The organism is Gordonia bronchialis DSM 43247 (genome assembly GCF_000024785.1).
In the GTDB taxonomy this organism is placed as follows: Bacteria; Actinomycetota; Actinomycetes; order Mycobacteriales; family Mycobacteriaceae; genus Gordonia; species Gordonia bronchialis.
Map to the genome: position 1 here is coordinate 4,035,613 of NC_013441.1, position 22,797 is coordinate 4,058,409.

At 66.0% G+C, this 22,797-nt stretch carries 23 protein-coding genes and 1 pseudogene; 7 read left to right on the forward strand and 17 right to left on the reverse strand.

Annotated features, from left to right (window positions below; genetic code table 11):
• Positions 1 to 24: 24 nt before the first annotated feature.
• From rpsQ to rpsJ, 11 genes are read right to left on the reverse strand one after another with little or no spacing between them, the layout of a single operon-like run.
• A complete protein-coding gene (rpsQ, locus tag GBRO_RS18630; protein ID WP_012835437.1) occupies positions 25 to 309 on the reverse strand; it encodes a 30S ribosomal protein S17 in 285 nt (94 codons plus the stop codon).
• On the reverse strand, positions 306 to 539 hold the full coding sequence (gene rpmC / locus GBRO_RS18635; protein WP_004020547.1) for a 50S ribosomal protein L29: 234 nt from the start codon (positions 537 to 539) through the stop codon (positions 306 to 308). The genes rpsQ and rpmC overlap by 4 nt, the downstream gene beginning before the upstream one ends.
• Positions 539 to 955: a 50S ribosomal protein L16 gene (gene rplP / locus GBRO_RS18640; RefSeq protein WP_012835438.1), complete on the reverse strand. Its 417-nt coding sequence runs from the start codon at positions 953 to 955 to the stop codon at positions 539 to 541. The genes rpmC and rplP overlap by 1 nt, the downstream gene beginning before the upstream one ends.
• 3 nt (positions 956 to 958) lie before the next feature.
• Positions 959 to 1,777: a 30S ribosomal protein S3 gene (gene rpsC / locus GBRO_RS18645; protein ID WP_012835439.1), complete on the reverse strand. Its 819-nt coding sequence runs from the start codon at positions 1,775 to 1,777 to the stop codon at positions 959 to 961.
• A gap of 3 nt (positions 1,778 to 1,780) precedes the next feature.
• Positions 1,781 to 2,191: a 50S ribosomal protein L22 gene (gene rplV / locus GBRO_RS18650; protein ID WP_012835440.1), complete on the reverse strand. Its 411-nt coding sequence runs from the start codon at positions 2,189 to 2,191 to the stop codon at positions 1,781 to 1,783.
• A complete protein-coding gene (gene rpsS / locus GBRO_RS18655; RefSeq protein WP_005193585.1) occupies positions 2,191 to 2,472 on the reverse strand; it encodes a 30S ribosomal protein S19 in 282 nt (93 codons plus the stop codon). Before rpsS ends, rplV begins: the two co-directional genes overlap by 1 nt.
• A 20-nt stretch (positions 2,473 to 2,492) precedes the next feature.
• Positions 2,493 to 3,329 carry a 50S ribosomal protein L2 gene (gene rplB / locus GBRO_RS18660; protein WP_012835441.1) on the reverse strand — a complete coding sequence of 279 codons (837 nt, stop codon included), beginning with the start codon at positions 3,327 to 3,329 and terminating at the stop codon, positions 2,493 to 2,495.
• Positions 3,330 to 3,358: 29 nt separating this feature from the next.
• Positions 3,359 to 3,664, reverse strand: a complete 306-nt coding sequence (rplW, locus tag GBRO_RS18665; RefSeq protein WP_012835442.1) for a 50S ribosomal protein L23 — start codon at positions 3,662 to 3,664, stop codon at positions 3,359 to 3,361.
• 2 nt (positions 3,665 to 3,666) lie between these two features.
• The gene (gene rplD, locus GBRO_RS18670) at positions 3,667 to 4,332 is read right to left on the reverse strand and encodes a 50S ribosomal protein L4 (RefSeq protein WP_012835443.1); all 666 of its coding nucleotides are present in this window, start codon (positions 4,330 to 4,332) and stop codon (positions 3,667 to 3,669) included.
• Entirely contained in the window at positions 4,329 to 4,988 is a 660-nt protein-coding gene (gene rplC, locus GBRO_RS18675; protein ID WP_012835444.1) for a 50S ribosomal protein L3, read from the reverse strand. Before rplC ends, rplD begins: the two co-directional genes overlap by 4 nt.
• A gap of 19 nt (positions 4,989 to 5,007) precedes the next feature.
• Entirely contained in the window at positions 5,008 to 5,313 is a 306-nt protein-coding gene (gene rpsJ, locus GBRO_RS18680) for a 30S ribosomal protein S10 (protein ID WP_003938093.1), read from the reverse strand.
• 602 nt (positions 5,314 to 5,915) lie between these two features.
• On the opposite strand from rpsJ, the gene GBRO_RS18685 reads away from it, so the two are divergent.
• The gene (locus GBRO_RS18685) at positions 5,916 to 6,983 is read left to right on the forward strand and encodes a YbaB/EbfC family nucleoid-associated protein (protein ID WP_012835445.1); all 1,068 of its coding nucleotides are present in this window, start codon (positions 5,916 to 5,918) and stop codon (positions 6,981 to 6,983) included.
• A 335-nt stretch (positions 6,984 to 7,318) separates the two neighbouring features.
• The gene (locus GBRO_RS18690; RefSeq protein WP_012835446.1) at positions 7,319 to 8,206 is read left to right on the forward strand and encodes an undecaprenyl-diphosphate phosphatase; all 888 of its coding nucleotides are present in this window, start codon (positions 7,319 to 7,321) and stop codon (positions 8,204 to 8,206) included.
• 1,147 nt (positions 8,207 to 9,353) lie between these two features.
• Here GBRO_RS18690 and GBRO_RS18700 read toward each other — a convergent pair.
• Entirely contained in the window at positions 9,354 to 10,355 is a 1,002-nt protein-coding gene (locus tag GBRO_RS18700) for a hypothetical protein (RefSeq protein WP_012835448.1), read from the reverse strand.
• A gap of 134 nt (positions 10,356 to 10,489) precedes the next feature.
• Positions 10,490 to 11,485: a hypothetical protein gene (locus tag GBRO_RS18705; protein ID WP_147290668.1), complete on the reverse strand. Its 996-nt coding sequence runs from the start codon at positions 11,483 to 11,485 to the stop codon at positions 10,490 to 10,492.
• Between the two features lie 188 nt (positions 11,486 to 11,673).
• Between GBRO_RS18705 and GBRO_RS18710 the strand changes: the two are divergent.
• The 3 genes and pseudogenes from GBRO_RS18710 (at position 11,674) to GBRO_RS18720 (ending at position 16,111) form a co-directional block, all read left to right on the forward strand.
• Positions 11,674 to 12,161 (forward strand): annotated as a pseudogene (locus tag GBRO_RS18710) (hotdog fold domain-containing protein).
• 111 nt (positions 12,162 to 12,272) lie between these two features.
• Positions 12,273 to 14,072 (forward strand): N-acetylglutaminylglutamine amidotransferase, encoded by a 1,800-nt coding sequence (locus GBRO_RS18715; protein WP_012835450.1) that lies wholly within the window; start codon positions 12,273 to 12,275, stop codon positions 14,070 to 14,072.
• Entirely contained in the window at positions 14,069 to 16,111 is a 2,043-nt protein-coding gene (locus GBRO_RS18720; RefSeq protein WP_012835451.1) for an alpha/beta hydrolase family protein, read from the forward strand. The genes GBRO_RS18715 and GBRO_RS18720 overlap by 4 nt, the downstream gene beginning before the upstream one ends.
• 127 nt (positions 16,112 to 16,238) lie before the next feature.
• On the opposite strand, the gene GBRO_RS18725 is transcribed toward GBRO_RS18720, so the two are convergent.
• Positions 16,239 to 16,700, reverse strand: coding sequence for a hypothetical protein (locus tag GBRO_RS18725; RefSeq protein ID WP_052298299.1), 462 nt, complete (start codon positions 16,698 to 16,700; stop codon positions 16,239 to 16,241).
• A 26-nt stretch (positions 16,701 to 16,726) separates the two neighbouring features.
• Positions 16,727 to 17,776, reverse strand: a complete 1,050-nt coding sequence (locus tag GBRO_RS18730) for a DUF222 domain-containing protein (RefSeq protein WP_231140545.1) — start codon at positions 17,774 to 17,776, stop codon at positions 16,727 to 16,729.
• Positions 17,777 to 18,463: 687 nt separating this feature from the next.
• Between GBRO_RS18730 and GBRO_RS18735 the strand changes: the two genes are divergently transcribed.
• Positions 18,464 to 20,107: an NCS1 family nucleobase:cation symporter-1 gene (locus GBRO_RS18735; RefSeq protein ID WP_012835452.1), complete on the forward strand. Its 1,644-nt coding sequence runs from the start codon at positions 18,464 to 18,466 to the stop codon at positions 20,105 to 20,107.
• Positions 20,108 to 20,135: 28 nt separating this feature from the next.
• Positions 20,136 to 20,897, forward strand: a complete 762-nt coding sequence (locus tag GBRO_RS18740) for an aspartate/glutamate racemase family protein (RefSeq protein WP_012835453.1) — start codon at positions 20,136 to 20,138, stop codon at positions 20,895 to 20,897.
• Positions 20,898 to 20,988: 91 nt separating this feature from the next.
• Here GBRO_RS18740 and GBRO_RS18745 read toward each other — a convergent pair whose 3' ends face one another.
• Both GBRO_RS18745 and mftG read right to left on the reverse strand, forming a co-directional pair.
• Positions 20,989 to 21,420: a PPOX class F420-dependent oxidoreductase gene (locus GBRO_RS18745; RefSeq protein WP_012835454.1), complete on the reverse strand. Its 432-nt coding sequence runs from the start codon at positions 21,418 to 21,420 to the stop codon at positions 20,989 to 20,991.
• Positions 21,421 to 21,436: 16 nt separating this feature from the next.
• The gene (gene mftG / locus GBRO_RS18750) at positions 21,437 to 22,768 is read right to left on the reverse strand and encodes a mycofactocin system GMC family oxidoreductase MftG (RefSeq protein WP_012835455.1); all 1,332 of its coding nucleotides are present in this window, start codon (positions 22,766 to 22,768) and stop codon (positions 21,437 to 21,439) included.
• Positions 22,769 to 22,797 lie beyond the last annotated feature (29 nt).

Sequence of the window (22,797 nt, forward strand, 5' to 3'; positions counted from 1 at the left end):
GAGAATCTCGCGTCGGAGAAGGGCTTACTTGGCCTTCTCCAGCACCTCGACCAGACGCCAGTGCTTGGTCGCCGACAGCGGGCGGGTCTCCATGATCCGCACGCGGTCACCGACACCGGCATCGCCGTTCTCGTCGTGGGCCTTGACCTTGGACGTGGTCCGGATGATCTTGCCGTACAGCGCGTGACGCGTACGATCTTCCAGCTCGACCACGATGGTCTTTTCCATCTTGTCGCTGACGACGTAACCGATCCGCTCCTTGCGGGAGTTACGAACTTCAGTCTGGGTCACTTTCTGGTCCTCACTCATGCGTCATCACCATCCGGTCCCGACGCCAGGCCCAGCTCACGCTCACGCATCACGGTGTAGATACGCGCGATCTCGCGACGCACGGTCCGCAGACGACGATTGTTGTCGAGCTGGCCGGTGGCCATCTGGAACCGAAGGTTGAACAGTTCTTCCTTCGACTCTTTCAAGCGATCGACCAGATCAGCGTCATTGAGCTCACGCAGCTCGTTCGCAGCAACTCCGAGTGCCATCAGAACTGCTCCTCTCTGGTCACGATCCGGGTCTTGATGGGGAGCTTGTGCTGCGCGCGACGCAGGGCCTCGCGAGCGATCTCCTCATTCGGGTAGGTCATCTCGAACAGCACGCGACCCGGCTTGACCGGGGCGACCCACCATTCGGGCGAACCCTTACCCGAACCCATGCGGGTTTCGGCCGGCTTCTTGGTCAGCGGACGGTCCGGGAAGATGTTGATCCACACCTTGCCGCCACGCTTGATGTGCCGGTTGATGGCGATACGAGCGGACTCGATCTGCCGGTTGGTGATGTAGGCGCTCTCCAGAGCCTGGATGCCGAAATCACCGAACGTCACCTTGGTGCCGCCCTTGGCCTGACCCTTCAGGCTCGGGTGATGCTGCTTGCGGTGCTTGACCCGCCGTGGGATCAGCATGAATCAGCCCTCCTGCTTCTCGGTGCCCGCACCAGCAGTGGCCCCCGCATTTGCTTCTGCCGGAGCTTCCGCCGCGCGACCCGCGTCGGTGCTCGTGGCAGTGGTACCCGAGGCACCGCTGCGGCGAGGCCGGCTGGGCCGGCGCGGACGACGGTCCTCGGCTGCCGGAGCGGCCGCGGCCAGCTCACGACGTCCACCGACGATGTCGCCCTTGTAGATCCACACCTTCACGCCGATCCGGCCGAAGGTGGTCTTGGCTTCGTAGAGTCCGTAGTCGATGTCGGCGCGCAGCGTGTGCAGCGGCACCCGACCTTCGCGGTAGAACTCACTGCGGCTCATCTCGGCGCCGCCCAGGCGACCCGAGCACTGCACCCGGATGCCCTTCACGTTCGGCTGACGCATCGCCGACTGGATCGCCTTGCGCATCGCACGGCGGAACGCCACACGGTTGCTCAGCTGCTCGGCAACGCCCTGGGCCACCAGCTGGGCCTCGGACTCTGCGTTCTTCACCTCGAGGATGTTCAGCTGAACCTGCTTGCCGGTCAGCTTCTCCAGGTCGCCACGGATCCGGTCGGCCTCGGCGCCACGGCGACCGATGACGATGCCCGGACGGGCGGTGTGGATGTCGACGCGAACACGGTCACGGGTGCGCTCGATCTCCACCTTGGCGATGCCGGCCCGCTCGAGCCCCTGCGAGAGGAGCTTGCGGATGGCGACATCCTCTTTCACGTAGTCCGCGTACTGCTTGTCGGCATACCACCGCGACTTCCAGTCGGTGGTGATGCCCAGACGGAAGCCGTGCGGGTTGATTTTCTGGCCCACTGACTAGGCTCCCTTCTTCTTCGGCTGACGCGAGCGGGTACGGCCGGGGGCGGCCTTCTCCGGCAAGGACTCCACGACCACGGTGATGTGGCTGGTGCGCTTGCGGATTCGGAACGCGCGACCCTGCGCACGCGGCTGGAAGCGCTTGAGGGTCGGGCCCTCGTCGGCGAACGCGGTGGCGACCACCAGGGTCCGACGGTCGAGACCGTCGTTGTTCTCCGCGTTGGCGATGGCACTGGCCAGCACCTTGTAGACCGGCTCCGAGGCGGACTGCGGCGCGAACCGCAGGATGTCGAGCGCCTCGTCGGCGTTCTTACCGCGGATCAGGTCGAGCACGCGACGCGCCTTCATCGGCGTGACGCGAACGAACTTCGCGGTCGCCTTTGCTTGCGGGTTATCTGTCTGCGTAGTCATTACCGGCGCTTCGCTTTCCGGTCATCCTTGATGTGACCTTTGAACGTGCGGGTGGGCGCGAACTCACCCAGCTTGTGGCCGACCATGTTGTCCGAGATGAACACCGGAACATGCTTGCGGCCGTCGTGGACGGCGAAGGTGTGTCCGATGAAGTCGGGGATGATGGTCGAGCGGCGCGACCAGGTCTTGATGACCTGCTTGGTGCCCTTCTCGTTCTGGGCGTCCACCTTCGCAAGGAGGTGGTCGTCGACGAACGGGCCCTTCTTGAGGCTGCGTGGCATTCTCTAACTCCCTCCTGTGCTTATCGCTTGTTCTTGCCGGTACGACGACGCCGGACGATCAGCTTGTCGCTGGCCTTGTTCTTGCGGGTGCGGCCTTCCGGCTGACCCCACGGGCTGACCGGGTGGCGACCACCCGAGGTCTTGCCCTCGCCGCCACCGTGCGGGTGGTCGACCGGGTTCATCACGACACCACGAACGGTGGGGCGCTTGCCCTTCCACCGCATGCGGCCGGCCTTGCCCCAGTTGATGTTGCTCTGCTCGGCGTTGCCGACCTCGCCGACGGTGGCGCGGCAGCGCACGTCGACGCGACGGATCTCGCCGGACGGCATACGCAGGGTCGCGTAGGTGCCTTCCTTACCGAGCAACTGGATCGAGGCACCCGCGCTGCGGGCCATCTTGGCCCCGCCGCCCGGACGCAGCTCGACGGCGTGCACCTGGGTACCGGTCGGGATGTTGCGCAGCGGCAGGTTGTTGCCGGGCTTGATGTCGGCGGTCGCACCGCTCTCCACCACGTCGCCCTGGTTGAGACCGCGGGGCGCGATGATGTAGCGCTTCTCGCCATCGACGTAGTGCAGCAACGCGATCCGCGCGGTGCGGTTCGGGTCGTACTCGATGTGAGCGACCTTGGCGTTGATGCCGTCCTTGTCGTTGCGACGGAAGTCGATCAGACGGTAGGCACGCTTGTGACCGCCACCCTTGTGACGAGTTGTGATGCGGCCGTGCGCGTTACGACCACCGCGACCGTGCAGCGGACGAACCAGCGACTTCTCCGGATGATCACGGGTGACCTCGGCGAAGTCGGCGCCGCTGGCACCGCGACGACCGGGTGTCGTCGGCTTGTACTTACGAATAGCCATGAGTTCTCAGTCCTTCTCTGAAGTCCCGGTCAGCTGACCGAGCCTCCGAAGATCTCGATGGGCTTGCTGTCTTCGGTGAGCGTCACGAACGCACGCTTGGTGGACTTCCGCTGGCCGTAGCCGAAGCGGGTCCGCTTGCGCTTGCCCTGCCGGTTGGCGGTGTTGACGCTCGCGACCTCGACGCCGAAGATCTGCTCGATGGCGATCTTGATCTGCGTCTTGTTGGAGTCCGGGTGCACCACGAAGGTGTACACGTTGTCCTCCATGAGTCCGTAGGACTTCTCGGAGATCACCGGGGCCAGAACGATGTCGCGTGGGTCTGCCTGGGTAGCCATGCTCACGCCTCCTTCGCATCTGTCGTATTGGCAGCGATGAACGCGTTGAGCGTCTCGACGCTGAACACCACCTCGTCCGAGTACAGGACGTCGTAGGTGTTGAGCTGATCCGGCGCGATCGGCAGCACGTTGCCCAGGTTGGCGACGCTCTTCCAGGCCGTCAGGTCCTCACGGCCGAGCACGACCAGGAACTTGCGGCGATCCGAGAGGCTCTCCAGGAACTGGCGGGCCGACTTGGTGGACGGGACCTGCCCGGACACCAGCTCGGTGATCACGTGGATGCGCTCGTTGCGAGCACGATCACTCAGCGCGCCGCGCAGGGCGGCCGCCTTCATCTTCTTGGGGGTGCGCTGGCTGTAGTCGCGCGGCTGCGGGCCGTGCACGGTGCCACCGCCGGTGAACTGCGGGGCGCGGGTCGAACCCTGACGGGCGCGGCCGGTTCCCTTCTGGCGGTACGGCTTTGCGCCACCACCGCGGACATCGCCGCGGGTCTTGGTGGCGTGCGTGCCCTGGCGTGCGGCGGCCTGCTGGGCCACCACGACCTGATGCATCAGCGCGATGTTGGCCGGGGCGTCGAACAGCTCGGCGGGCAGGTCAACGGTTCCGTTGGTCTTGCCGTCGGCGGTCTTGACGTCCAGCGTCAACTTGGTCGCTGCGTCGGTGCTCATGCTTTCGCACCACCCTTCACTGCGTCGCGAACCACGACGATGCCGCCCTTGCGACCCGGGATCGCTCCCTTGATCAGCAGCAGGCCGGCCTCGGCATCCACCTTGTGGACGGTGAGGTTCTGCGTGGTCACCTTGTCGTTACCCATACGTCCGGCCATCCGCATGCCCTTGAACACGCGGCCCGGGGTGGCGCAGCCACCGATGGAACCGGGGGCGCGGTGCACACGGTGAGCACCGTGGCTGGCACCCAGACCGGAGAAGCCGTGCCGCTTCATGACGCCGGCGAAGCCCTTGCCCTTGGAGGTGCCGGTGACATCCACCAGCGAACCCTCGGCGAAGACCTCGGCGGTCAGTTCCTGACCGACCTCGAACTCGCTGACGTCGTTGACGCGGATCTCGGCCAGGTGGCGGCGCGGCGTGACGCCGGCCTTGCTGTACTGGCCGGCGACCGGCTTGGTCACCTTGCGCGGGTCGATCGCACCGTAGGCGAGCTGCACGGCGGTGTAGCCGTCGCGGTCCGCGGTACGGAGCTGGGTGATCACGTTCGGTCCGGCCTGGATGACGGTGACCGGAACGACGCGGTTGTTCTCGTCGAAGACCTGGGTCATGCCGAGCTTGGTGCCCAGGATGCCTTTGGTCGCAGATTGGTTGCTCATGTTTTCTCTCGCCCCCCGCCTACTGGATGTTGACGTCGACGCTGGCCGGCAGGTCGATGCGCATCAGCGCGTCAACCGTCTTCGGCGTCGGGTCGAGGATGTCGATGAGTCGCTTGTGGGTACGCATCTCGAAGTGTTCGCGGCTGTCCTTGTACTTGTGCGGCGAACGGATGACGCAGTACACGTTCTTCTCGGTGGGCAACGGCACCGGGCCGACGACGCGTGCACCCGTACGGGTCACGGTCTCCACGATCTTGCGCGCCGAAGCGTCGATCGCCTCGTGGTCGTAGGCCTTGAGCCTGATGCGGATCTTCTGTCCCGCCACGCTGTGTCCTCTTCCGTCAGTTGTTCTCGACAGACAAACACCGCGTGACCAGGACCGGACGTCTCGCCGGCTGAGCACATGACCACCCGCGTGAGTCGGGGGATCGACGCTGTTCATCTGTCGTTGTACGTTTGGTCCGTCGCTGAGACGAACCAGTTTTGCTCCGGCACCCGCGGTCGGGCGTGTCGTGCCATGGCCTCTGATTCAGGGCATGAGTTACACGCCCAGTTCCCGCTTTCCGGGCCTGGGAGTCATATTCACCTGAACGAGGCCGCAGTGAACTTGCGCCACCCGGTCAAGGCAACCCGACAAGTATGCACCAGGCGGGGGTCGGGATTCAAATCCGAGGTCGGAGCAGCTCTGGCCTGCCGAAAACTGTACGACCGAGCGTCGCCACCTGCACTACCCGTCGCGCAACGCTCCCACGTACAGATTTCATCTGCGGACTCGCAAGTGCGACCGCGCGGCCGGCACCTGCAGCCCGTCCACGTTGGCCATCGTGGTCGGTCCTGCCGCAGCGGGGGCATACTCATCGCCATGACCGTGCGGCACTGTCGTCCTTTCGCATCATCAGCGGTTCATTGCGCACTCGCCACCACGTCATGACGTCCGATCCGGCGCCGGACGACACCACCGCGAGTCCGTTCGACGAGCTTCAACGTCATGCAGAACTGATCGAGGCCGCGGGCGAGCAGCGCGGTCGGATCACCGCCACGGCCACCGACGAGGACGCGACGGTGTCGGTGGCGGCCAACGCCGACGGCGACCTCGTGTCGATCGAACTATCGGCAGCCGCGCTATCGCTGGATGTCACTCACCTCGGTCGCTGCATCACCGACACCGCCAACGAAGCACGGCGCGGAGCACACGCACTCGCCGAACGTCACATGGACGACCTGTTTCGCGCGCAGGAGGACATTGTCGCCCGCATACACGCGACGCAAGAGCTGTGGCCGACCGTCGACGACAACCAGGCCGTCGCCGACGGCGGCGGTTCATCATGGCCCGACGTCGACCTCGCCGAAGAGGCGATCAACAGCGAGGTCGGACCCGACGGAATCATGCCGCCGCTGGCGCCGCACCGCAGGCCACTGAGGCGTCCGTTGGTGATCACCAACGGGATCGTCACGAGTGTCGATGACCACTCGTACTCGACCGGTCCGGACGCTGAGTTCCTGGCCTCCCTGGCCGGCGGCCTGGTGGCCTACGGCGCGACGGATGTACCGATCTACCCCTACACGCGTGAGCTGCACAGCGCTGGACAGATCCCCACCGGACGCGAGGTCCTCCGGTCGCTGGGCGTAGCCCGGTTCTGCAGCACACAAACCGCCGACCTCGACGCCACGTCCATGCCGTACCCCGGCTACACCCCATCCGTGAGCAGCGGACCGGAGCCCGACAACGATCAGATCCACACCGACCCCGAGGGTCAGCACCTGTTCCTCACTTACGAGGACAACGGCGGCATCCCCGACGACCGACACCAACGCCTCAAGTCTCACGTCATCGACGGGCACCTGACCTATGTGCTGATACACGAGCCCCGGGAGCAACACGACGACTTCTGGTTCAGCGAGTGGGTCATGCTCTTCGCGGTCGGCGTCTCCCCGGTGACCGGAAACCTGATCGGCGTCGTCGGCCACCAGGTATGCCACAACCTCTGCGACTGAAGGCGGATGGCCGCTCGGCTGTAGGGGTATCGGCTTCGGTCGTTCATGGCCCGCCTGCGCTACTCGCGGACACTGTCTCGCCATCGTTGGAGAAATCGACATCATGAGCGCCGCCGACGACCGTTAGCGAACTCGTCGGCAGCCATGCACCGGGGAATTGCCAGCTGTTCGCCAGCCCGGGCCGTGCAACCACTCAGCGATCGGCGGAGGAGGTTGCGCCGACAGTTGCGTACCCTGGCTATGGTTCGCCATTTAGCCTGTGCAGCAACATATTTCACATACACGGCGAATCAGACATCCCCGGCGTGAGCCGAGTCCGAACGGAGCAGCGACACGTGAGCGATCTGACCTACCCGCAGGCGGTGGCGATGGGACTGTTGCAGGGCGTCACCGAGTTGTTCCCGGTCTCCAGCCTCGGTCACTCCGTACTGGTCCCGGCGTGGATCGGCGGTGACTGGCAGACCCTGGTCACCCAGTCGGCATCCGCGGGACACACACCGTTTCTCGCCTTCGTCGTCGCTTTGCACGTGGCGACCGCGGTCGCGCTGATCATCTTCTATCGACGTGACTGGGTGCGCATCGTCTCCGGGTTGGTGTACTCGATCCGCGCCCGGCGCATCGATACCGCCGACTCCCGGCTCGCCTGGCTGATCATCATCGGGACCATCCCGGTGGGAATCGTCGGGCTTGTCGCCGAGAAATCGCTGCGCACGCTGTTCGCGACCCCACTGGCCGCGGCGATCTTCCTGTGCATCAATGCACTCGTCCTCCTCGCGGCCGAACTGCTCCGACGTTCTCAGACCGCGTCGTCGGGCCGGCACGCGCGGTCCGGGACCCACGCGGACCTGAAGCAGCTGCCTTTGCGTGACGGCGCGATCATCGGCGCCTGCCAGATCTTAGCCCTGTTGCCGGGCATCTCGCGGTCCGGTGTGACCATCTCGGGCGGCATCCTGCGTCACCTCGACCACGAGGACGCCGCGCGGTTCGCCTTCCTGCTCGCCACCCCGGTGATCCTCGCGGCCGGTGTCCTGAAGATCCCGGAGCTGTTCGGCCCCGACGGTGCCGGCATCGGCGGGCAGGTGGTGGTCGGGTCGATATGCGCATTCCTCGCGGCGCTGGCCTCGGTGGCGTTCCTCGCGCGCTGGTTCCACACACGGACGCTCTATCCCTTCGCGGCCTACTGTCTTGTCGCCGGCGTCGTGAGCATCGTGCATTTCGGCTGACGCCCCTTCGGCCCGACGTACCGAACGGCCGATCCGCCGCAAGGCCGACCGAATCTCACCGGTTTCCCTCGCACCGTTTTCCCGGGGGCCTCATCTGAGGTTCGGCGGTCCCGATGAAGGAGGCTGACCACGGTACGGCGGTGGCGGACCCGCGCTCCGGTACGGCGCGTTGGGTGGCCCCGGCCACCGGCCGGTCGGCGGAGGGCCGGGCCACTGTGAGCGCACCGGCGGCACGTATGAATCGTGGCGAACGGGTGAATCGGTTGGTGAACCACCCGTCCGGATCAGCGCAACAAGTGCGCCCACCGCACACAGAACGGCAATGACCGAGGCCGCGAACACCACATAAAGTGCGTAGTCCCTGCTGAACTCGTAGTCGAGCGAGTCGTCGCCACCGCTGTCGAGCATTCCCGCGGACGACACGAGAATCGCCGAAACCCCGACGATCGCCAGCACCCCTGCCGGCAGCACCGCGAACACTGCCCACTGACCCCCCACCGCAGCATCAGCGCAATCGATGCCACGATCAGCAGAACACCGAACACCAGAGTCCATATCCCGCGCGCTGTCGCGGCCTCTTCGGTCACAGCTTCGCGACGGTTCTTCGCCATGTCGAAACGTTCTTGGGCCTCGACCCGGTCGTCCGCCGTCAACGCTGTGGCGTTCAATGACACAGACGTATCGCCCAGACCGCTGATCTGCACCGTGAAGTCGGCGCCGTTGAACAGTTCTCAAGGCGGAGATGTTGCCGAAACCCAAGTCAGACAACTGAACACGATCAACACGACACCGAGTACGGCCATCCCCGCACCCAGGAAGGCATACGGTCGTCGGTTGGCCGGACCATCGACGAATCGACTCACCATGTTTGGTTGTCGCGCGGGCCGCCCAGGATCCGACCATTTCTGCTGCGGCGGAGCCATATTCGATTGCGGATTCCACCCGGGTGGGGGTTGCGGGACCATGCGTGGGTGCCCTCCGTGAGACGTACTGTCACCTCGCGACCGAGCGAGCGGGCCGATCTCTGGTGAGGTTCCCGCCACCACGTCGGGTTTGCCGTTTTCCCGCAAGTTCACGCCGATACGACGATCGCCCCGCGGCTCTGAGGCCACGGGGCGATCGAGCGACGAGATGATGGTCTGGCGAGTTACTGCTGCGGCGGACCCGGGTTCTGCCACCCCTGCTGACCCTGCGAGTTCTGCGGCGGCTGATTGAACTGCCGCGTGGCATCGTTCGGATACCCGCCGCCCGGCTGCTGCTGTGTGTCCCAACCACTTTGCTGAGCCGGCGGGGTGTAACCGCCCTGGGCCTGGCCGCCCGGCTGACCGCCGAATCCGGACTGACCCCAGCCACCGGCGGCCGGGGCGGGCTTCTGCGGGAGGAAGAGCAGGACCAGCGCGCCCACGGCGACGAAGAACGCGAGCAGAGCGGCGATGAACACGATCCACAGGCCGTAGCCGGCGCTGGATTCGCTCTCGTCGATGCCGTCAGCGTCGACCACCGACGCCACCGGCGAGGCGAAGAACACCGACGCCGTGATCAGTACTGCCAGGCCGATGAGCACCGACGCCAGCACTCCCCATTGCACGAACTTGCGCACGATCAGCGGGATCGACGCGCCGATGAGAAGTACGCCGAAGATCAGCGTCCACACACCCGGGGCCGATGTCTCCTTCTCGAGTTCCTTCTCGATCTCGTCGACCTGCGACTTGTCGATACCGCCGCCCGCATCAAGTGACACCGACCCGAACCCGCTGATGGAGCCGCCCCCGTCGCCGTCCTCGCTCACCCAGCTCAGGAAGCTGAACACGATCAGTAGCAGGCCGAGGAAAGCGAGCACCGCACCGATGATGGTGAACTTCGACGCGTCGGACGGCCCGGAGAGGAATCGGTCCAGAATCGCCGGCCGCGGTTTCGCAGGCGCCGGTGACGCCGGATATTCACCCTGGGCCGGCTGCTGACCGAACTGTCCCGGCTGACCGTACTGTCTCGGCTGACCGAACTGTCCCGGCTGACCGTAGTGGGCCGACTGACCTTGGGGCGCCTGCTGGCCCTGCGGTCCCTGCTGACCCGGCGGTGGTGGCGGGAAGCCTTGTCCCTGACCGCCTTGCGGATTGTTCCAGTCGCCCGGCGGTTGCTGGTAGGTCATATCTGCCTTTCATCGCAGCGCATCGTTGCGCCCTCGTCTCGACATATCCGACATTGCCCGGGCAGCATAACCGGATCGACCGACCAACTGTCGGCATCGGCTCGGCCTGATTCCGGTAGCCATCTGGTGCGTTACTACTGGGGCCACTGATTCTGGCCCGGATACTGCCGGCCGTACCCGCCCTGCTGATTCCCGTAGCCGTAGCCCTGGTCGCCGGTGTTGTAACCGGGCTGCTGATATCCGGATTGCTGGTAGCCGTCAGGTTGTTGATATCCGGTCTGCTGGTAGCCGGACTGCTGGTGGCCCGGCTGTTGGTAGTTGCCGCCCTGGTACCCACCCGGGTATCCGCCGTAGACGGCACGACGCGGTTGCTGCGGGATCAGCAGCAACACGAGTGCGGCAACGGCGACGAAGAAGGCGATCAGTGCCGCGAAGAAGACGATCCACAGCCCGTACCCGGCACCCCAGTCGCTGGTGTCACCTTCCACATCGGAGTCAGCGACGGCCGATACCGGATCGGCGAAGAACACCGACGCCGTCACCATGACGGCAAAGCCCACGAGGACCGCGGCGACCACTCCCCACGGGGTGATCTTGCGGAAGAAAAACGGCACCGCCGACCCGATGAGGAGCAGTCCGAAGATCAGGGTCCACACCCCGGGGGCGCTGGTGTCCTTCTCGATGCCGCGCTCGGTCTTCCTGACGTCGCCGGAATCGGTGAAGCTGCTGTCGACGTCCAGTGATACCGAACCCAATCCGGTGATGCTCACACTGGATTTGACCGTGTAATCACCGGTTCCGCCTTCGTCGCTGGCCGTCGCCCACGACAAGCAGCTGAAGATCACCAGCAGCACGCCGAGGAACGCGAGCACCCCACCGAGGATGGTGTAGAGCTGCGGGTTGGCCGGTCCGGCAAGGAAACGTTCGACGATCACCGGGCGTGGGGCGCGCGGCTGCTGCGGGTAGCCACCCATCTGCTGCCCCGGGTAGCCGCCGGGCTGCGGCTGGCCGGGGTATCCGCCCTGCTGGCCCGGGTAACCGCCCACCGGCTGCTGCCCGTACGGCTGGCCCCCCGGCACCGGACCGCTGGCTGGATTGTTCCAGCCACCAGTAGGTGGTTGGTAAGTCATCGAGTTCCCCTTTACCGCGGCGACTGAGGCCACACTGAAAACAATTTCAGGCGCAGCATAGCGAATCGTCACGTGGCCGTATGACCTCCGAATGCCCAACGCAGAGCACGGGCGCGGCCGCGCCGTCCGTACGTCAGTGACTCACGCCCGGACCAGCCGGCAACTGACCGGCCGGTAAGGTAGCGCGCATGGCCACCTCGCCGCGCGTCAGCGCCACCTATGCCCTGCGGAAACGTTTGCCGTCGAATGTCATTGGCAATGCCCTCTTCTCTCTCGGTATGGTCGCGCCCGAGTCCCCTACTTCGGGACCGTGCTGCCGCTGGTGCAGGAGATGGAGCCCGGATACTGCCGGGTGAGCGCACCCAACTGGTTCGGCGTGCACAACCACATCGGCACCTTCCATGCCATCGCCGCCTGCAATCTGGCCGAGGCCGCCATGGGGATGCTCATGGAGGCCACCACCCCGACCACGCACCGCTGGATCCCCAAGGCCATGCAGACCAGCTACCTCACCAAGGCCACCACGCGACTCACCGCCGAGGCCCGACTGGCCGAACCCATCGACTTCGACGCCATCACCGAGGGCACCGACGTCACCGTGTCGGTGGCCATCCACGACACGCACGGCGTCGAGGTGGTGCACTGCGACATCACCACCTGGGTCACACCGAAGTGACGCGCCGCTGCACCTGATCGAACCCGACTCGGCCTGCCTGGCCGCGGAGAACCTCCTAGGGTGGATCGAAACCCCTCGCCGAGCGAGTGCCGAAGAGAAAGGCTGTGCGTCATGTGCGGAATCTGCGGAGAGATCCGCTTCGACGGCAGCGCGGCCGATGTCGCCGCGGTGGACGACATGACCTGCTCGATGACGCGCCGCGGGCCCGACGCCAATGGCGTGTTCGCCAAGGGGCCGGTCGCCCTGGGACATCGGCGCCTCAAGATCATCGACCTGTCCGAGCGCGGCAGCCAGCCGATGGTCGACCCCGAGTTGGGACTCGCACTGGTCTTCAACGGCTGCATCTACAACCACCGCGAACTGCGTGCCGAGCTCGAGGGCAAGGGTTACCGCTTCTTCTCGCATGCCGACAGCGAGGTGATCCTCAAGGCCTTTCATGCGTGGGGAGCCCATTGTGTGGATCATCTGCTCGGGATGTTCGCCTTCGCCGTCGTCGAGACCGACACAGGCACCGTGACCCTGGCGCGTGATCGTCTCGGGATCAAACCGCTCTATCTGGCCGAGCGTCCGGGCCGATTGCGGTTCGCGTCGTCGTTGCAGGCGTTGCTGCGCGCCGGTGAGGTCGACACCAGCATCGACCGCGTCGCCCTGCACCACTACTTCAGCTTCCATGCCGTGGTACCGGCGCCGCACACCATCTACAACGGTGTCCGCAAACTGCCCCCGGGCACCGTCCGCACCATCACACCCGATGGCCGATCCACCGAATTCCGTTATTGGACACCGTCGTTCGAGCCCCATCCGGATCGGGCGGACTGGGATGAGCGGCGCTGGCAGCACGAGCTGGTGGATTCGCTGCGCACCTCGGTCCGCCGCCGCATGGTCGCCGACGTCCCGGTGGGTGTTCTGCTCTCCGGCGGCATCGACTCGTCGTTGGTGGTGGCGTTACTCGCCGAGCAGGGGCAGACCGATCTGGCCACCTTCAGCATCGGATTCGATTCCGTGGGAGGCGAATCCGGCGACGAGTACGCCTACTCCGACATCATCGCCGACACCTTCGGCACCGACCACCACAAGATCCACATCGGCACCGAGCGCCTCCTGCCCGCGGTTCCCGACGCCATCGCCGCCATGAGTGAGCCGATGGTGAGCCACGACTGTGTCGCCTTCTATCTGCTCTCCGAGGAAGTCAGCAAGTCCATCAAGGTGGTCCAGTCCGGGCAGGGCGCCGACGAGATCCTCGGCGGGTACAGCTGGTATCCGCCGTTGCGCAACACTCCGCGGGAGGAGACCACCAAGGCGTACGCGAATGTGTTCTTCGATCGCACGCACGCCGAGATCGGCGCTCTGCTCGACGACGCCTACCTGCTCAGCGACTCCGACTACGATCCGAGCTGGGAATTCGTGCGCGCCCACAACGCGGCGCCCGGCGCCGACACCGCCGTCGACGCCGCCCTGCGCCTCGACACCACCATCATGTTGGTCGACGACCCGGTCAAACGCGTGGACACCATGACGATGGCGTGGGGGCTCGAGGCGCGAGTTCCGTTCCTGGACCACGAATTCGTCGAACTCGCGGCCACCTGCCCACCCGACCTGAAACTCGCCCACGGCGGCAAGGGTGTGCTCAAGGAGGCCAGCCGAAAGCTGCTGCCGTCGGCGGTGATCGACCGCACCAAGGGCTACTTCCCGGTGCCCGGCATCCGCCACCTCGAGGGTGGCGTCTTCGATCTGGTTGCCGATACGTTGAACTCGCAGTCCGCGCGCGACCGCGGTCTCTATCGGGGGGCCGCCCTCGACCGTCTCTTTGCCGACCCCAATGGATACCGAACCCCGTTGGGCGGCAACGAACTCTGGCAGGTCGCCCTCCTGGAGATGTGGCTGCAGACCATGGAGTCGTCGCGCAGATGACCCTGGCCACCGACCCCGATCGCGACCCGGGCGCCGACGACGGCGTTCGGCGCGCCCCGGTCCGATTCGACGAGCGGAGCTGGCACACTTACGAGCCGTCGGTCTCGCCGGACGGCAGTGCCTTTGCCTACATCGTCGACGACGGCACCGGATATCCACGGGCCGCTCAGCGTTCCCTCTCGCGGGACGGTGTCGGCGAACTGCGCTGGGTCCGCATCCCCGCGAGCGGCCCGGTCCGCAAACTGGTGCACTCCACCGATGGCCGGTGGCTGGCGGTGGAGATCGCGCCGGGCGGCGGTGAGCACCACCAGGTCTGGGTGGTCACCACCAGCCCCGACGATGACATCGCCCACCGGGTGGGCGCGGTACGGACCGACTCCGACCCCAACCGTTCCTCCCGGGCACCTTCAGGCACCGGACGCTCCTTCGGGACGGTCTCCCTCGTCGGCTGGGACACCGACTGGGTGCTCATCACCGCCACCGAACCCGACGGCACCGCACATGCCCTGCGCGTGCACCCGGGAACCGGCAGCGTGATGACTCTCGATGTGCGGGTCGGCGGTGCCCTCATCGACTCGTGGAAGGGTGCCACCCTGCTGCGCGTCGGACCACGCGGCTATCAGGACATGCTGCTCATCCGCCGCCCCATCGACGATCCCGACTCCGACGCGGCCACCATGACCCCGCTGCTGCCCAACGATCCCGGCTCGGTGACCGATGCCGGCTACATCCTCGATCAGGGTTACGACCATCCGTCGCTGGTCTTCCTCGGTCCGCCGCAGGATCACCAGCGCGATCTCGATTCCGTGCAGGCCTTGGTGATCAGCGACTTCGACGCCAAGTATCCGCGTCTGCTCGGCGTGGAGGTCGGGGTGGAGGGCAAACGGTTCCGCGTCTTGGCCGAGCGGCCCGACGCGGGACTCGACGAGTTCGCCGTGTCCAACAATCAGTCGACCGTCGCCATGCTGTGGAATGTTCGGGGCCGCAGCGAGTTACAAATACTCACTCTGCCCGACCAGACACTGCACGACCCCATTCCACTGCCCGGAGAGGTCGGCCATCACCTGTCGATCAGCGCGGCGGGAACCCTGGTGGCGCTGACCGTGTCGAGTCCGCAGCACTCGCCGCTGGTGCATCTGGTGAACACCGCGACCGGCGAAGTGACCGCCGTCAGCGACGACGTCGTGATCAGCGGCGGTCCATCCACCTCGCTCCGGCCCGAACGCGTCGAGTTCTCCGCGCGCGACGGGATGCCCTTGTCCGGGTGGCTGTATCGCGCCAATCGGCACCGCAGCCCGGACGAGGACGAGACGCCGCCCCCCTGCCTGATCTACTTCCACGGCGGCCCGGAGGGTGAGACCCGCCCCGACTACCAGTTCTTGTTCGGCCCCCTCGTCGACGCCGGGATCACCGTCTTCGCGCCGAATGTCCGCGGATCGTCCGGCTCGGGCCGGTTGTTCTCCCACGCCGACGACCGGTATGGCCGCTACGCCGGGATCGACGACGCCGCCGACTGCGCACAGTTCGTGTGCGACAACAACATCGCGAGTCCTGACTCGGTCTACTGCGGTGGCCGGTCCTACGGCGGCTACCTCACCCTGGCCTGTCTGACCTTCCATCCCGAGGTATTCGCCGCCGGCATCGCCATTTGCGGCATGAGCGACCTGGAGTCCTTCTTCCGCAACACCGAGCCGTGGATCGCGGTGGCCGCCTACACCAAATACGGTCACCCCGAATCGGATCGGGAACTCCTCGCAGACCTCTCCCCCATTCACCGCATCTCCGAGGTCCGCGCACCGCTGCTGGTCATCCACGGCGCCCACGACACCAACGTCCCGGTCAGCGAATCGCAACAGATCGTCAACGAGCTGCGGGCACTCGGTGCGACGGCCGAGATGTTGATGTTCGACGACGAGGGCCACGAGATCGTGAAGCGGGCCAATCAACAACGTCTCACCGCTGCCGTCGCCGACTGGATCCGGCGCCACCCGAGCCGTTCGGTCGCGCACCCGGCGCTGCCCGTCCGATGGAGCAGGTGAGGTCGTGATCCGCCGGGCATCCAACCGGGTGCTTCGTACGGCACAGAACCACCACGCACGACTGAAGGCGCGATCGGTCAGGACGGCTGCCTGAGCTCAGTGACGCGGTGCGAAAACCCTCCCACCATCAGTAGGGAGGTGCGGGGCCGGCGCTGTTGCGGCGGCGGTTGCGCATGCGTTCCTGCTGTCGGCGTGCGTGTTTGGCCGCGGTTCGTGGAGTACGACGTGATGGCAGTGGGGTGCCGGGACCGACGATGACGCGTGGTTTCCCGACCCGTGAGCTGGTGTCGGCGGGTCGGAAGCGGATGGTGCCGAGGGCAGGGATGACGTCGACGACCGAGTCGGCGCGGCCCGGCAGCACGAGGCCGTCAGGAGTGGTGAAGGTGGTGTGCGGGCGACCGTCGGGCCCGATCGTCATGTCGTCGAGGAAATCGGTGAACGTCTTGAGCAGATGATGGAAGCGGCACTTGTCGGCGATTCCGGACGGCTCGGTCTGGCCGCCGCCGGCAGGATCGTCGTGGTTGTACTCGCAGACATGGTCGAGGTCGCACAACCAGGCCGACCGGGTGCACCCGGGTACGGTGCACATGCCGTCGCGGGAGTGCACGTATACGGTCAGCGCGGTGCTGGGCCGGTAGGGATCCGATTCCAGGTGCGGTGCCAGACCTGAACGACGGTTCGGTGATGGTGATGGTGGTGGTGGGGCTTGCGGTGCCGGTTCCGGAGATGCGGGTTTGCCTGTGCTGGAATCAGATTCGTCCGCGCGGGTTCGATGGGCTCGAGGTAACCGTCGCGGTCTTCAACGGCATCGTCGGCAGCCGACTCCGCGCAGTACTTGATGTCGGTCGCGTCATCGCTGACCGGCTGATCGCTGACCGGCTGGTCCGTGCCCCGCTCGTCCGGGTCCGGATCGTCCGCGCGCGGCTGGTCGGGGTCCGACTCATCCTTGGCAGGGGGCACGGTGGCCGGTTGTGGGTTGATCGGTCGGATCAGAGTATCGGGACGCTCGGCCAGGTCCCGGACATGGTCGGCGGAGACCACGCCGTAACCGTCCAGGTAACCGGGTGTGGTGTCCTCGGGATCGATCAGCGTCGCCTCGTCGCAGACGACGTGCAGCACGATGCGCGCATACTGCGGCGGAAGTGTGCCGGTCTCGGGGATTTCGGCATCACAATCGCCACGGCCGCAGAGACATTCGAACCGGGTACCGGACAGCAACGCGAACGCCGCGTCCGAACCGCGCGCCCGCTTGGTTCGCGGATCCTCCGTACAGACCGCATCGGCCAGCGCCCGGACGGTTGCCTGCGCGATCGCGGCGTCCTCGGCCGACATCGACGCCGCGATGACAGCCATACCGTCCCCGTCGTCGTCGACCCACAGCGCCCGGTCGTCATGGGCACGTTTACGCCGTTCCCGCACCGCGGCCGGGTCACGACGGAACACGATGCGATCGGTCAGATCACGAATGGCCCGTCGCGACCACACCCCCTCGCGGGTGCGGATCGCCGCGGCGATATCGCGATCGACCTCGGCGGCATAATCCTGTCCGTCACACAGATCCGTCCCGGTGATGATGGTGGACACCTTCGGCCTGGTGAGCAACCCGTCGCGCAGACACAACGCCACCTGCGGCAACCGATCGCGCAACGCGACTGCCTCCCTCAACAGGGTTTCTGCCGCAGCATGGGAGATCGCATGAGCGATCGCAATACGCGGCACACTGTGCATAGGCGTCGATTCCGTTGAGGTCGTCCTCGGCGGTCGGCTCCACCAACGTGGTGTGCAACGCGGCAGCAGCCTGATAGGTGTACCAGGACAGGTAGGACTGCCCACGCTCGCAATGCCCCAGCGACAGCAGCACTTCGGACACCGGCGTGTTCACGAGAGCACCGGTATCAGGCAACCCAGCGTTGCTGATGAAATGTCCGGCCAACTCGCCGTCATGGCTGCCCTCTTCCCCGATGGTCGTTGTGGCGTCCCGTCCCAACCGACTGCCCTCACGATAGGGCACGGCACCGACAATCCTGTTCGCCCGAATTCGGTGCGCACCATCGTCGCATCCGACAGGACCCATCGATGGCACTCCCCTCCGAGAGGTCGACCAAGCCGGACACGGGCCGACGCCTCACAGAGCCACGAACACCGTTGTCCTGAGCCAGGTTTCGATCTTCCTACAGGGTAATGCCGGCCACCGACAACTCGGGAACACCGCACATGGCACCGATTGCGGCCGGCGAAAATATATCTGGCCGGTAATTCGTGGGTAACACAACGTTCCTACCTTGTGTACATCGCACGCTCGCCGCCGATGGCCTCTGGGCGTACCGATACCCCCGAACCCGAGGAGACCCCATGTCGGCATCCACCTTCGACGCCGCAGCCGCGACGTCGCATCACAGCGCAGCGGGTGAGAGCATCATCAAGGCTGACTACGACCCGCAGCTCACCAACGAGGACCTGGCACCGCTCAAAGAGCAGAAGTGGACCTGGTACAACATCTTCGCCTTCTGGATGTCGGATGTGCACAGCGTGGGCGGGTATGTGTTCGCCGGCAGTCTGTTCGCGCTCGGTATCGCGGCGTGGCAGGTGCTGATCGTGCTCCTCGCCGGCATCGTCGCGGTCTACCTGCTGTGCAACCTGGTCGCCAAACCCTCCCAGCAGGCCGGGGTGCCCTACCCCGTGACGACGCGCGTGTCCTTCGGGGTCAAGGGAGCCAACATCCCCGCCATCATCCGCGGTCTCATCGCGGTGGTCTGGTACGGCATCCAGACGTATCTGGCGTCGGTGGCCTTCGGGCTTCTCGCACTGAAATTCTGGCCGTCGCTGGCGCAGTTCGGTGAGGACGGATCGCATTTCTTCCTCGGCCTGTCTCCGGTGGGCTGGGGTGGCTTCATCCTCATGTGGATCCTGCAGGCCTTCGTGTTCTGGAACGGCATGGACACCATCCGGAAGTTCATCGACTTCTGCGGTCCCGCAGTCTATGTCGTGATGATCGCACTCGCGGCATACCTCATCGTCAAAGCGGGCTGGGACAACGTGCACTTCGATCTGTCCGAAGGAACCGGCAAGAGCGGCTGGGCGTCGGTCACCGCGATGATCAGTGCATTCGCGCTCGTGGTGTCCTACTTTTCGGGCCCGATGCTCAACTTCGGCGACTTCTCCCGCTACGGCAAGACCTTCGGTGAGGTGAAGAAGGGCAACTTCTGGGGCCTGCCGGTGAATTTCCTGTTCTTCTCGATCCTGGTGGTGTGCACCGTTTCTGCCGCCGCCACCGTCATCGGACGCGATGCCGACGGCAAGTTCATCACCGACCCGGTGCACATCGTCGACAAGATCGACAACACCACCGCCGCCGTACTCGGCGTGCTCACCTTCGCGATCGCGACCATCGGAATCAACATTGTCGCCAACTTCGTCTCACCCGCCTTCGACTTCTCGAATGTCGCGCCCACCAAGATCTCCTGGCGTACCGGCGGGATGATCGCCGCCGTCGGCTCGGTCCTCATCACCCCGTGGAACCTGTTCAACAATCCCAGCGCCATCCATTACACGATGGATACGCTCGGCGCGGTGATCGGACCACTCTTCGGCATCCTGATCATCGATTTCTACGTCGTCAAGAAGCAACAGATCGTCGTCGACGATCTCTTCACCACAAGACCGGACGGCGCCTACCACTATCGCAATGGATGGAACCCGGTAGCGGTGGCGAGCGTCATCCTTGCCTCGATGCTGCCCATCTCCTTCGTGATCTGGGGCACCGCCTACGAGGCCAGCTTCACCTGGTTCATGGGCGCGGGAGCTGGTGCGGTGATCTACTGGCTGGGTATGACATTCGTTCCCGCACAGTTCATCTACGGCGTGCCGAAGGTCTCCGAGACCACCGACATCGCGGTAGCGGCCGACGGTACTGCCCTACCGGAGAACGACGGCACCACCACTGTTGCCGAGAAGACCGACACCGCAGTCGCCCAGCCCGATCCGACCACGGCATGACACCAGCGAGGGATGACCGGCCCACGTCATGAAGATCTGCGTCATCAATCCCAACACGACGTCGGCGATGACGGCGGTGATCTCGGCGGCGGCGCGCTCGGTGGCACGACCCGACGCCGAGATCGTCGCGGTCACCTCCCCGATGGGTCCGGCATCCATCGAAAGTCACTACGACGACGCACTGGCCGTCCCGGGGATTCTGCGCTGCATCGACGGACACCCCGGGATGGACGGCTATCTCGTGGCCTGTTTCGGCGACCCCGGACTCGAAGCCGCACGCGAGGTCGCCGACGCCCCGGTCCTCGGTATCGCCGAGGCGGCCATGCACCTCGCGGCCCCTCTCGGACGCGGATTCTCGATCGTCTCCACCTTGAGCCGAACTGTCGGGCACGCGCACGATCTGGTGCAACGGTATGGTTTTCGACGCAGTTGTCTCGGCATCCACGCCTGCGAGGTGCCCGTCCTGGAACTCGAGTCGAACCCGGCAACCTCCGACATCCTCGTCACATCCTGCCGGGACGCACTGCTGGCCGATCGATCCGACGCCATCGTCCTCGGCTGCGCGGGAATGGCTGACCTGGCCGCGCACATCAGTTCCGAGATCGGCGCCCCCGTCGTCGACGGTGTCGCGGCCGGCATCGGGATGTTGTCGGCGATGGCAGCGATGCATCTGCGTACCGGCACCGCTTCCGGCGAGTTCGCAGCGCCTCCGGCCAAGCCGTACACGGGCGCGCTCGCACGGTTCGGTCGTCCGATGACCGAGGCGGGCGTTCGCCGAGCCACTGGTTGAAACGTGCGACCCTCCTGCTGGTTGTGCCGCCCCCGTCCCCTCCAGCCGCGGGCCTCAAGTCGGGAAGGTCACCCGGGCGCGTTGTCGGATCTCAGGCAGTCATGTCGAGACTGGCGATCACCTTGGCCGGTTCTATCCAGACGACGAGTTCACCGGGGACACCGTTGCGGGCGCCGAACTCGTCGGCCCGGTCGGCGCCCATGTAGCGGCCACCGCACAGGGTCGCGATCCGACGCACCTCGGCGAGGTCCTCGCTCACCACCGCACGTCCCTGGATCTGCACGAAGCCGTACGGCGGGCTCGGCAGGTCCACCGAGAGCGTGACGCGTGGGTCACGAAGCACTGCACGGCCTTTGGCGGTCGACGCGCCGGTGTTGAAGGCGATCCGGTCGCCGTCGAGGACGAACCAGATCGGAGCGACGAGAGGCCGGCCATCGGCGGCGAGGAAGCCGAGGTGGCCGGTCCGGGTGCCGGTTGCCAGGAACTCGCGAATGTCACTGTCGTGGAGGTCAGAGGTAGCCATGAGGCCAGGATACGTCTCAGCCGTCGGCCAGTCGGGCGCCAATGCGGCTCGCGACCATCATGATGGTGGCGTGCGGCCCGCTGCGGCCCCCGGTCGGCAGGATGGAACCGTCGACGATCCGTAGCCCCTTGGTGCCGTACACGCCGCCCAGCCAATCGGTGCGCACCCCCATTCCCATGCTGCCCCACGCGTGCTGTGAGATACCGAAACCGTCTGCGACACTGACGGACCCAGGCTCGACGAATGATGCGAATCCGGGGCTGCGCAGCATCTCGGAGACCTCACCGGCGGTTGTGCGGAGAGCCTCCGCGGTGGCGGCGTCGACCGGCTCGAAGTCCACCTCGACGTCGCGGCCGCGGAGCGTCAACCGCGCCGCACCGTCGCGCATCGCGGCAATCCCGATCTCCGGCCCGGTGGGTGCCAGTCCGCGGATGTAGGACGCGAAATCATCTCGGTAACAACGTATTTCCAAAGCGCCCGGGGTATGCACAACACTGGGGAGCAACGGCCCGGGCGTCACCGGGCCGCGTCGGCGATAGCTCACCGCCAGGCTTCGGTGTTCAGACACCACCAGCCCGGCGGACGCGTCGAGCGTCTCGAGTCCGGTCCGAAGCAGAATGCCCGCGGTGCCGAGCGTGCCGGCCGACAGGATCACCTCACCGGCTCCGGTCACCGCCGTTCCGGTACGCACGCCGGTGATAAGGCGACCGCCGGTCACCACCAACTCATCCACGTCGCACCCGGTCAGCACCCGCAGGTTGGGCCTGGCCGACGCCGGACGCACAAAGGCCTCGGCCGCCGTCATCCGCAGGTCGCCCGACCGGTTGCTCAGGACCCGGTTGACACCGATCGTCGGCCACCGCTGCCCGACATCCCGCACGGGCATACACGCCGCCCAATACTCCTCGAAAGCACTTGCGGCATCGCCGAGTTCATTGTCGCCCACAGGTTCGACACCCATCGGGCCGCCGGGGCGATCGAGTTCGTCGTAGGCGGCGTCGATCCGGTCGATCTCCCACCCGCTGGGCCACCGCGTGAAGTCGTCGCGGTGCCAGCGCAGGAAGTAGCCGCCATTGATCACCGACGATCCCCCGAGACCACTCCCCCGCACGACGCCCCCACCGTTCGTGCTGCCGTGCGCCACCGCGTGGCGCGCCCCCGCTTCGACGGGCAGGCGACGCACATCGCGGTCCTGCGCCGCCGGCCATCCGGCCGGCCCCCGCTCCAGGACCAGCACCGAACGGTCCGGATTGCGCGAAAGTTGCTCGGCCAACACACATCCAGCGCTCCCCGCGCCGACGATCACCACATCGGCCCCCGACGAGAGATCCGGCGGCTTGGCGGTCATGAGAATGCGGTCATGCGGACGCGGTCACC

Excerpts from the sequence above, each read along its gene's own strand:
- GBRO_RS18725 (WP_052298299.1), bottom strand. The coding sequence starts at position 16,700 with ATGTGCACCGTACCCGGGTGCACCCGGTCGGCCTGGTTGTGCGACCTC.
- GBRO_RS18740 (WP_012835453.1), top strand. The coding sequence starts at position 20,136 with ATGAAGATCTGCGTCATCAATCCCAACACGACGTCGGCGATGACGGCG.
- rplW (WP_012835442.1), bottom strand. The coding sequence starts at position 3,664 with ATGGCTACCCAGGCAGACCCACGCGACATCGTTCTGGCCCCGGTGATC.
- rpsS (WP_005193585.1), bottom strand. The coding sequence starts at position 2,472 with ATGCCACGCAGCCTCAAGAAGGGCCCGTTCGTCGACGACCACCTCCTT.
- GBRO_RS18700 (WP_012835448.1), bottom strand. The coding sequence starts at position 10,355 with ATGACCTACCAGCAACCGCCGGGCGACTGGAACAATCCGCAAGGCGGT.
- GBRO_RS18715 (WP_012835450.1), top strand. The coding sequence starts at position 12,273 with ATGTGCGGAATCTGCGGAGAGATCCGCTTCGACGGCAGCGCGGCCGAT.
- rpsQ (WP_012835437.1), bottom strand. The coding sequence starts at position 309 with ATGAGTGAGGACCAGAAAGTGACCCAGACTGAAGTTCGTAACTCCCGC.
- GBRO_RS18685 (WP_012835445.1), top strand. The coding sequence starts at position 5,916 with ATGACGTCCGATCCGGCGCCGGACGACACCACCGCGAGTCCGTTCGAC.
- mftG (WP_012835455.1), bottom strand. The coding sequence starts at position 22,768 with ATGACCGCCAAGCCGCCGGATCTCTCGTCGGGGGCCGATGTGGTGATC.
- rpmC (WP_004020547.1), bottom strand. The coding sequence starts at position 539 with ATGGCACTCGGAGTTGCTGCGAACGAGCTGCGTGAGCTCAATGACGCT.
- GBRO_RS18720 (WP_012835451.1), top strand. The coding sequence starts at position 14,069 with ATGACCCTGGCCACCGACCCCGATCGCGACCCGGGCGCCGACGACGGC.
- rplB (WP_012835441.1), bottom strand. The coding sequence starts at position 3,329 with ATGGCTATTCGTAAGTACAAGCCGACGACACCCGGTCGTCGCGGTGCC.
- rplC (WP_012835444.1), bottom strand. The coding sequence starts at position 4,988 with ATGAGCAACCAATCTGCGACCAAAGGCATCCTGGGCACCAAGCTCGGC.
- rplD (WP_012835443.1), bottom strand. The coding sequence starts at position 4,332 with ATGAGCACCGACGCAGCGACCAAGTTGACGCTGGACGTCAAGACCGCC.
- rplP (WP_012835438.1), bottom strand. The coding sequence starts at position 955 with ATGCTGATCCCACGGCGGGTCAAGCACCGCAAGCAGCATCACCCGAGC.
- GBRO_RS18745 (WP_012835454.1), bottom strand. The coding sequence starts at position 21,420 with ATGGCTACCTCTGACCTCCACGACAGTGACATTCGCGAGTTCCTGGCA.
- GBRO_RS18705 (WP_147290668.1), bottom strand. The coding sequence starts at position 11,485 with ATGACTTACCAACCACCTACTGGTGGCTGGAACAATCCAGCCAGCGGT.
- GBRO_RS18735 (WP_012835452.1), top strand. The coding sequence starts at position 18,464 with ATGTCGGCATCCACCTTCGACGCCGCAGCCGCGACGTCGCATCACAGC.
- rplV (WP_012835440.1), bottom strand. The coding sequence starts at position 2,191 with ATGACTACGCAGACAGATAACCCGCAAGCAAAGGCGACCGCGAAGTTC.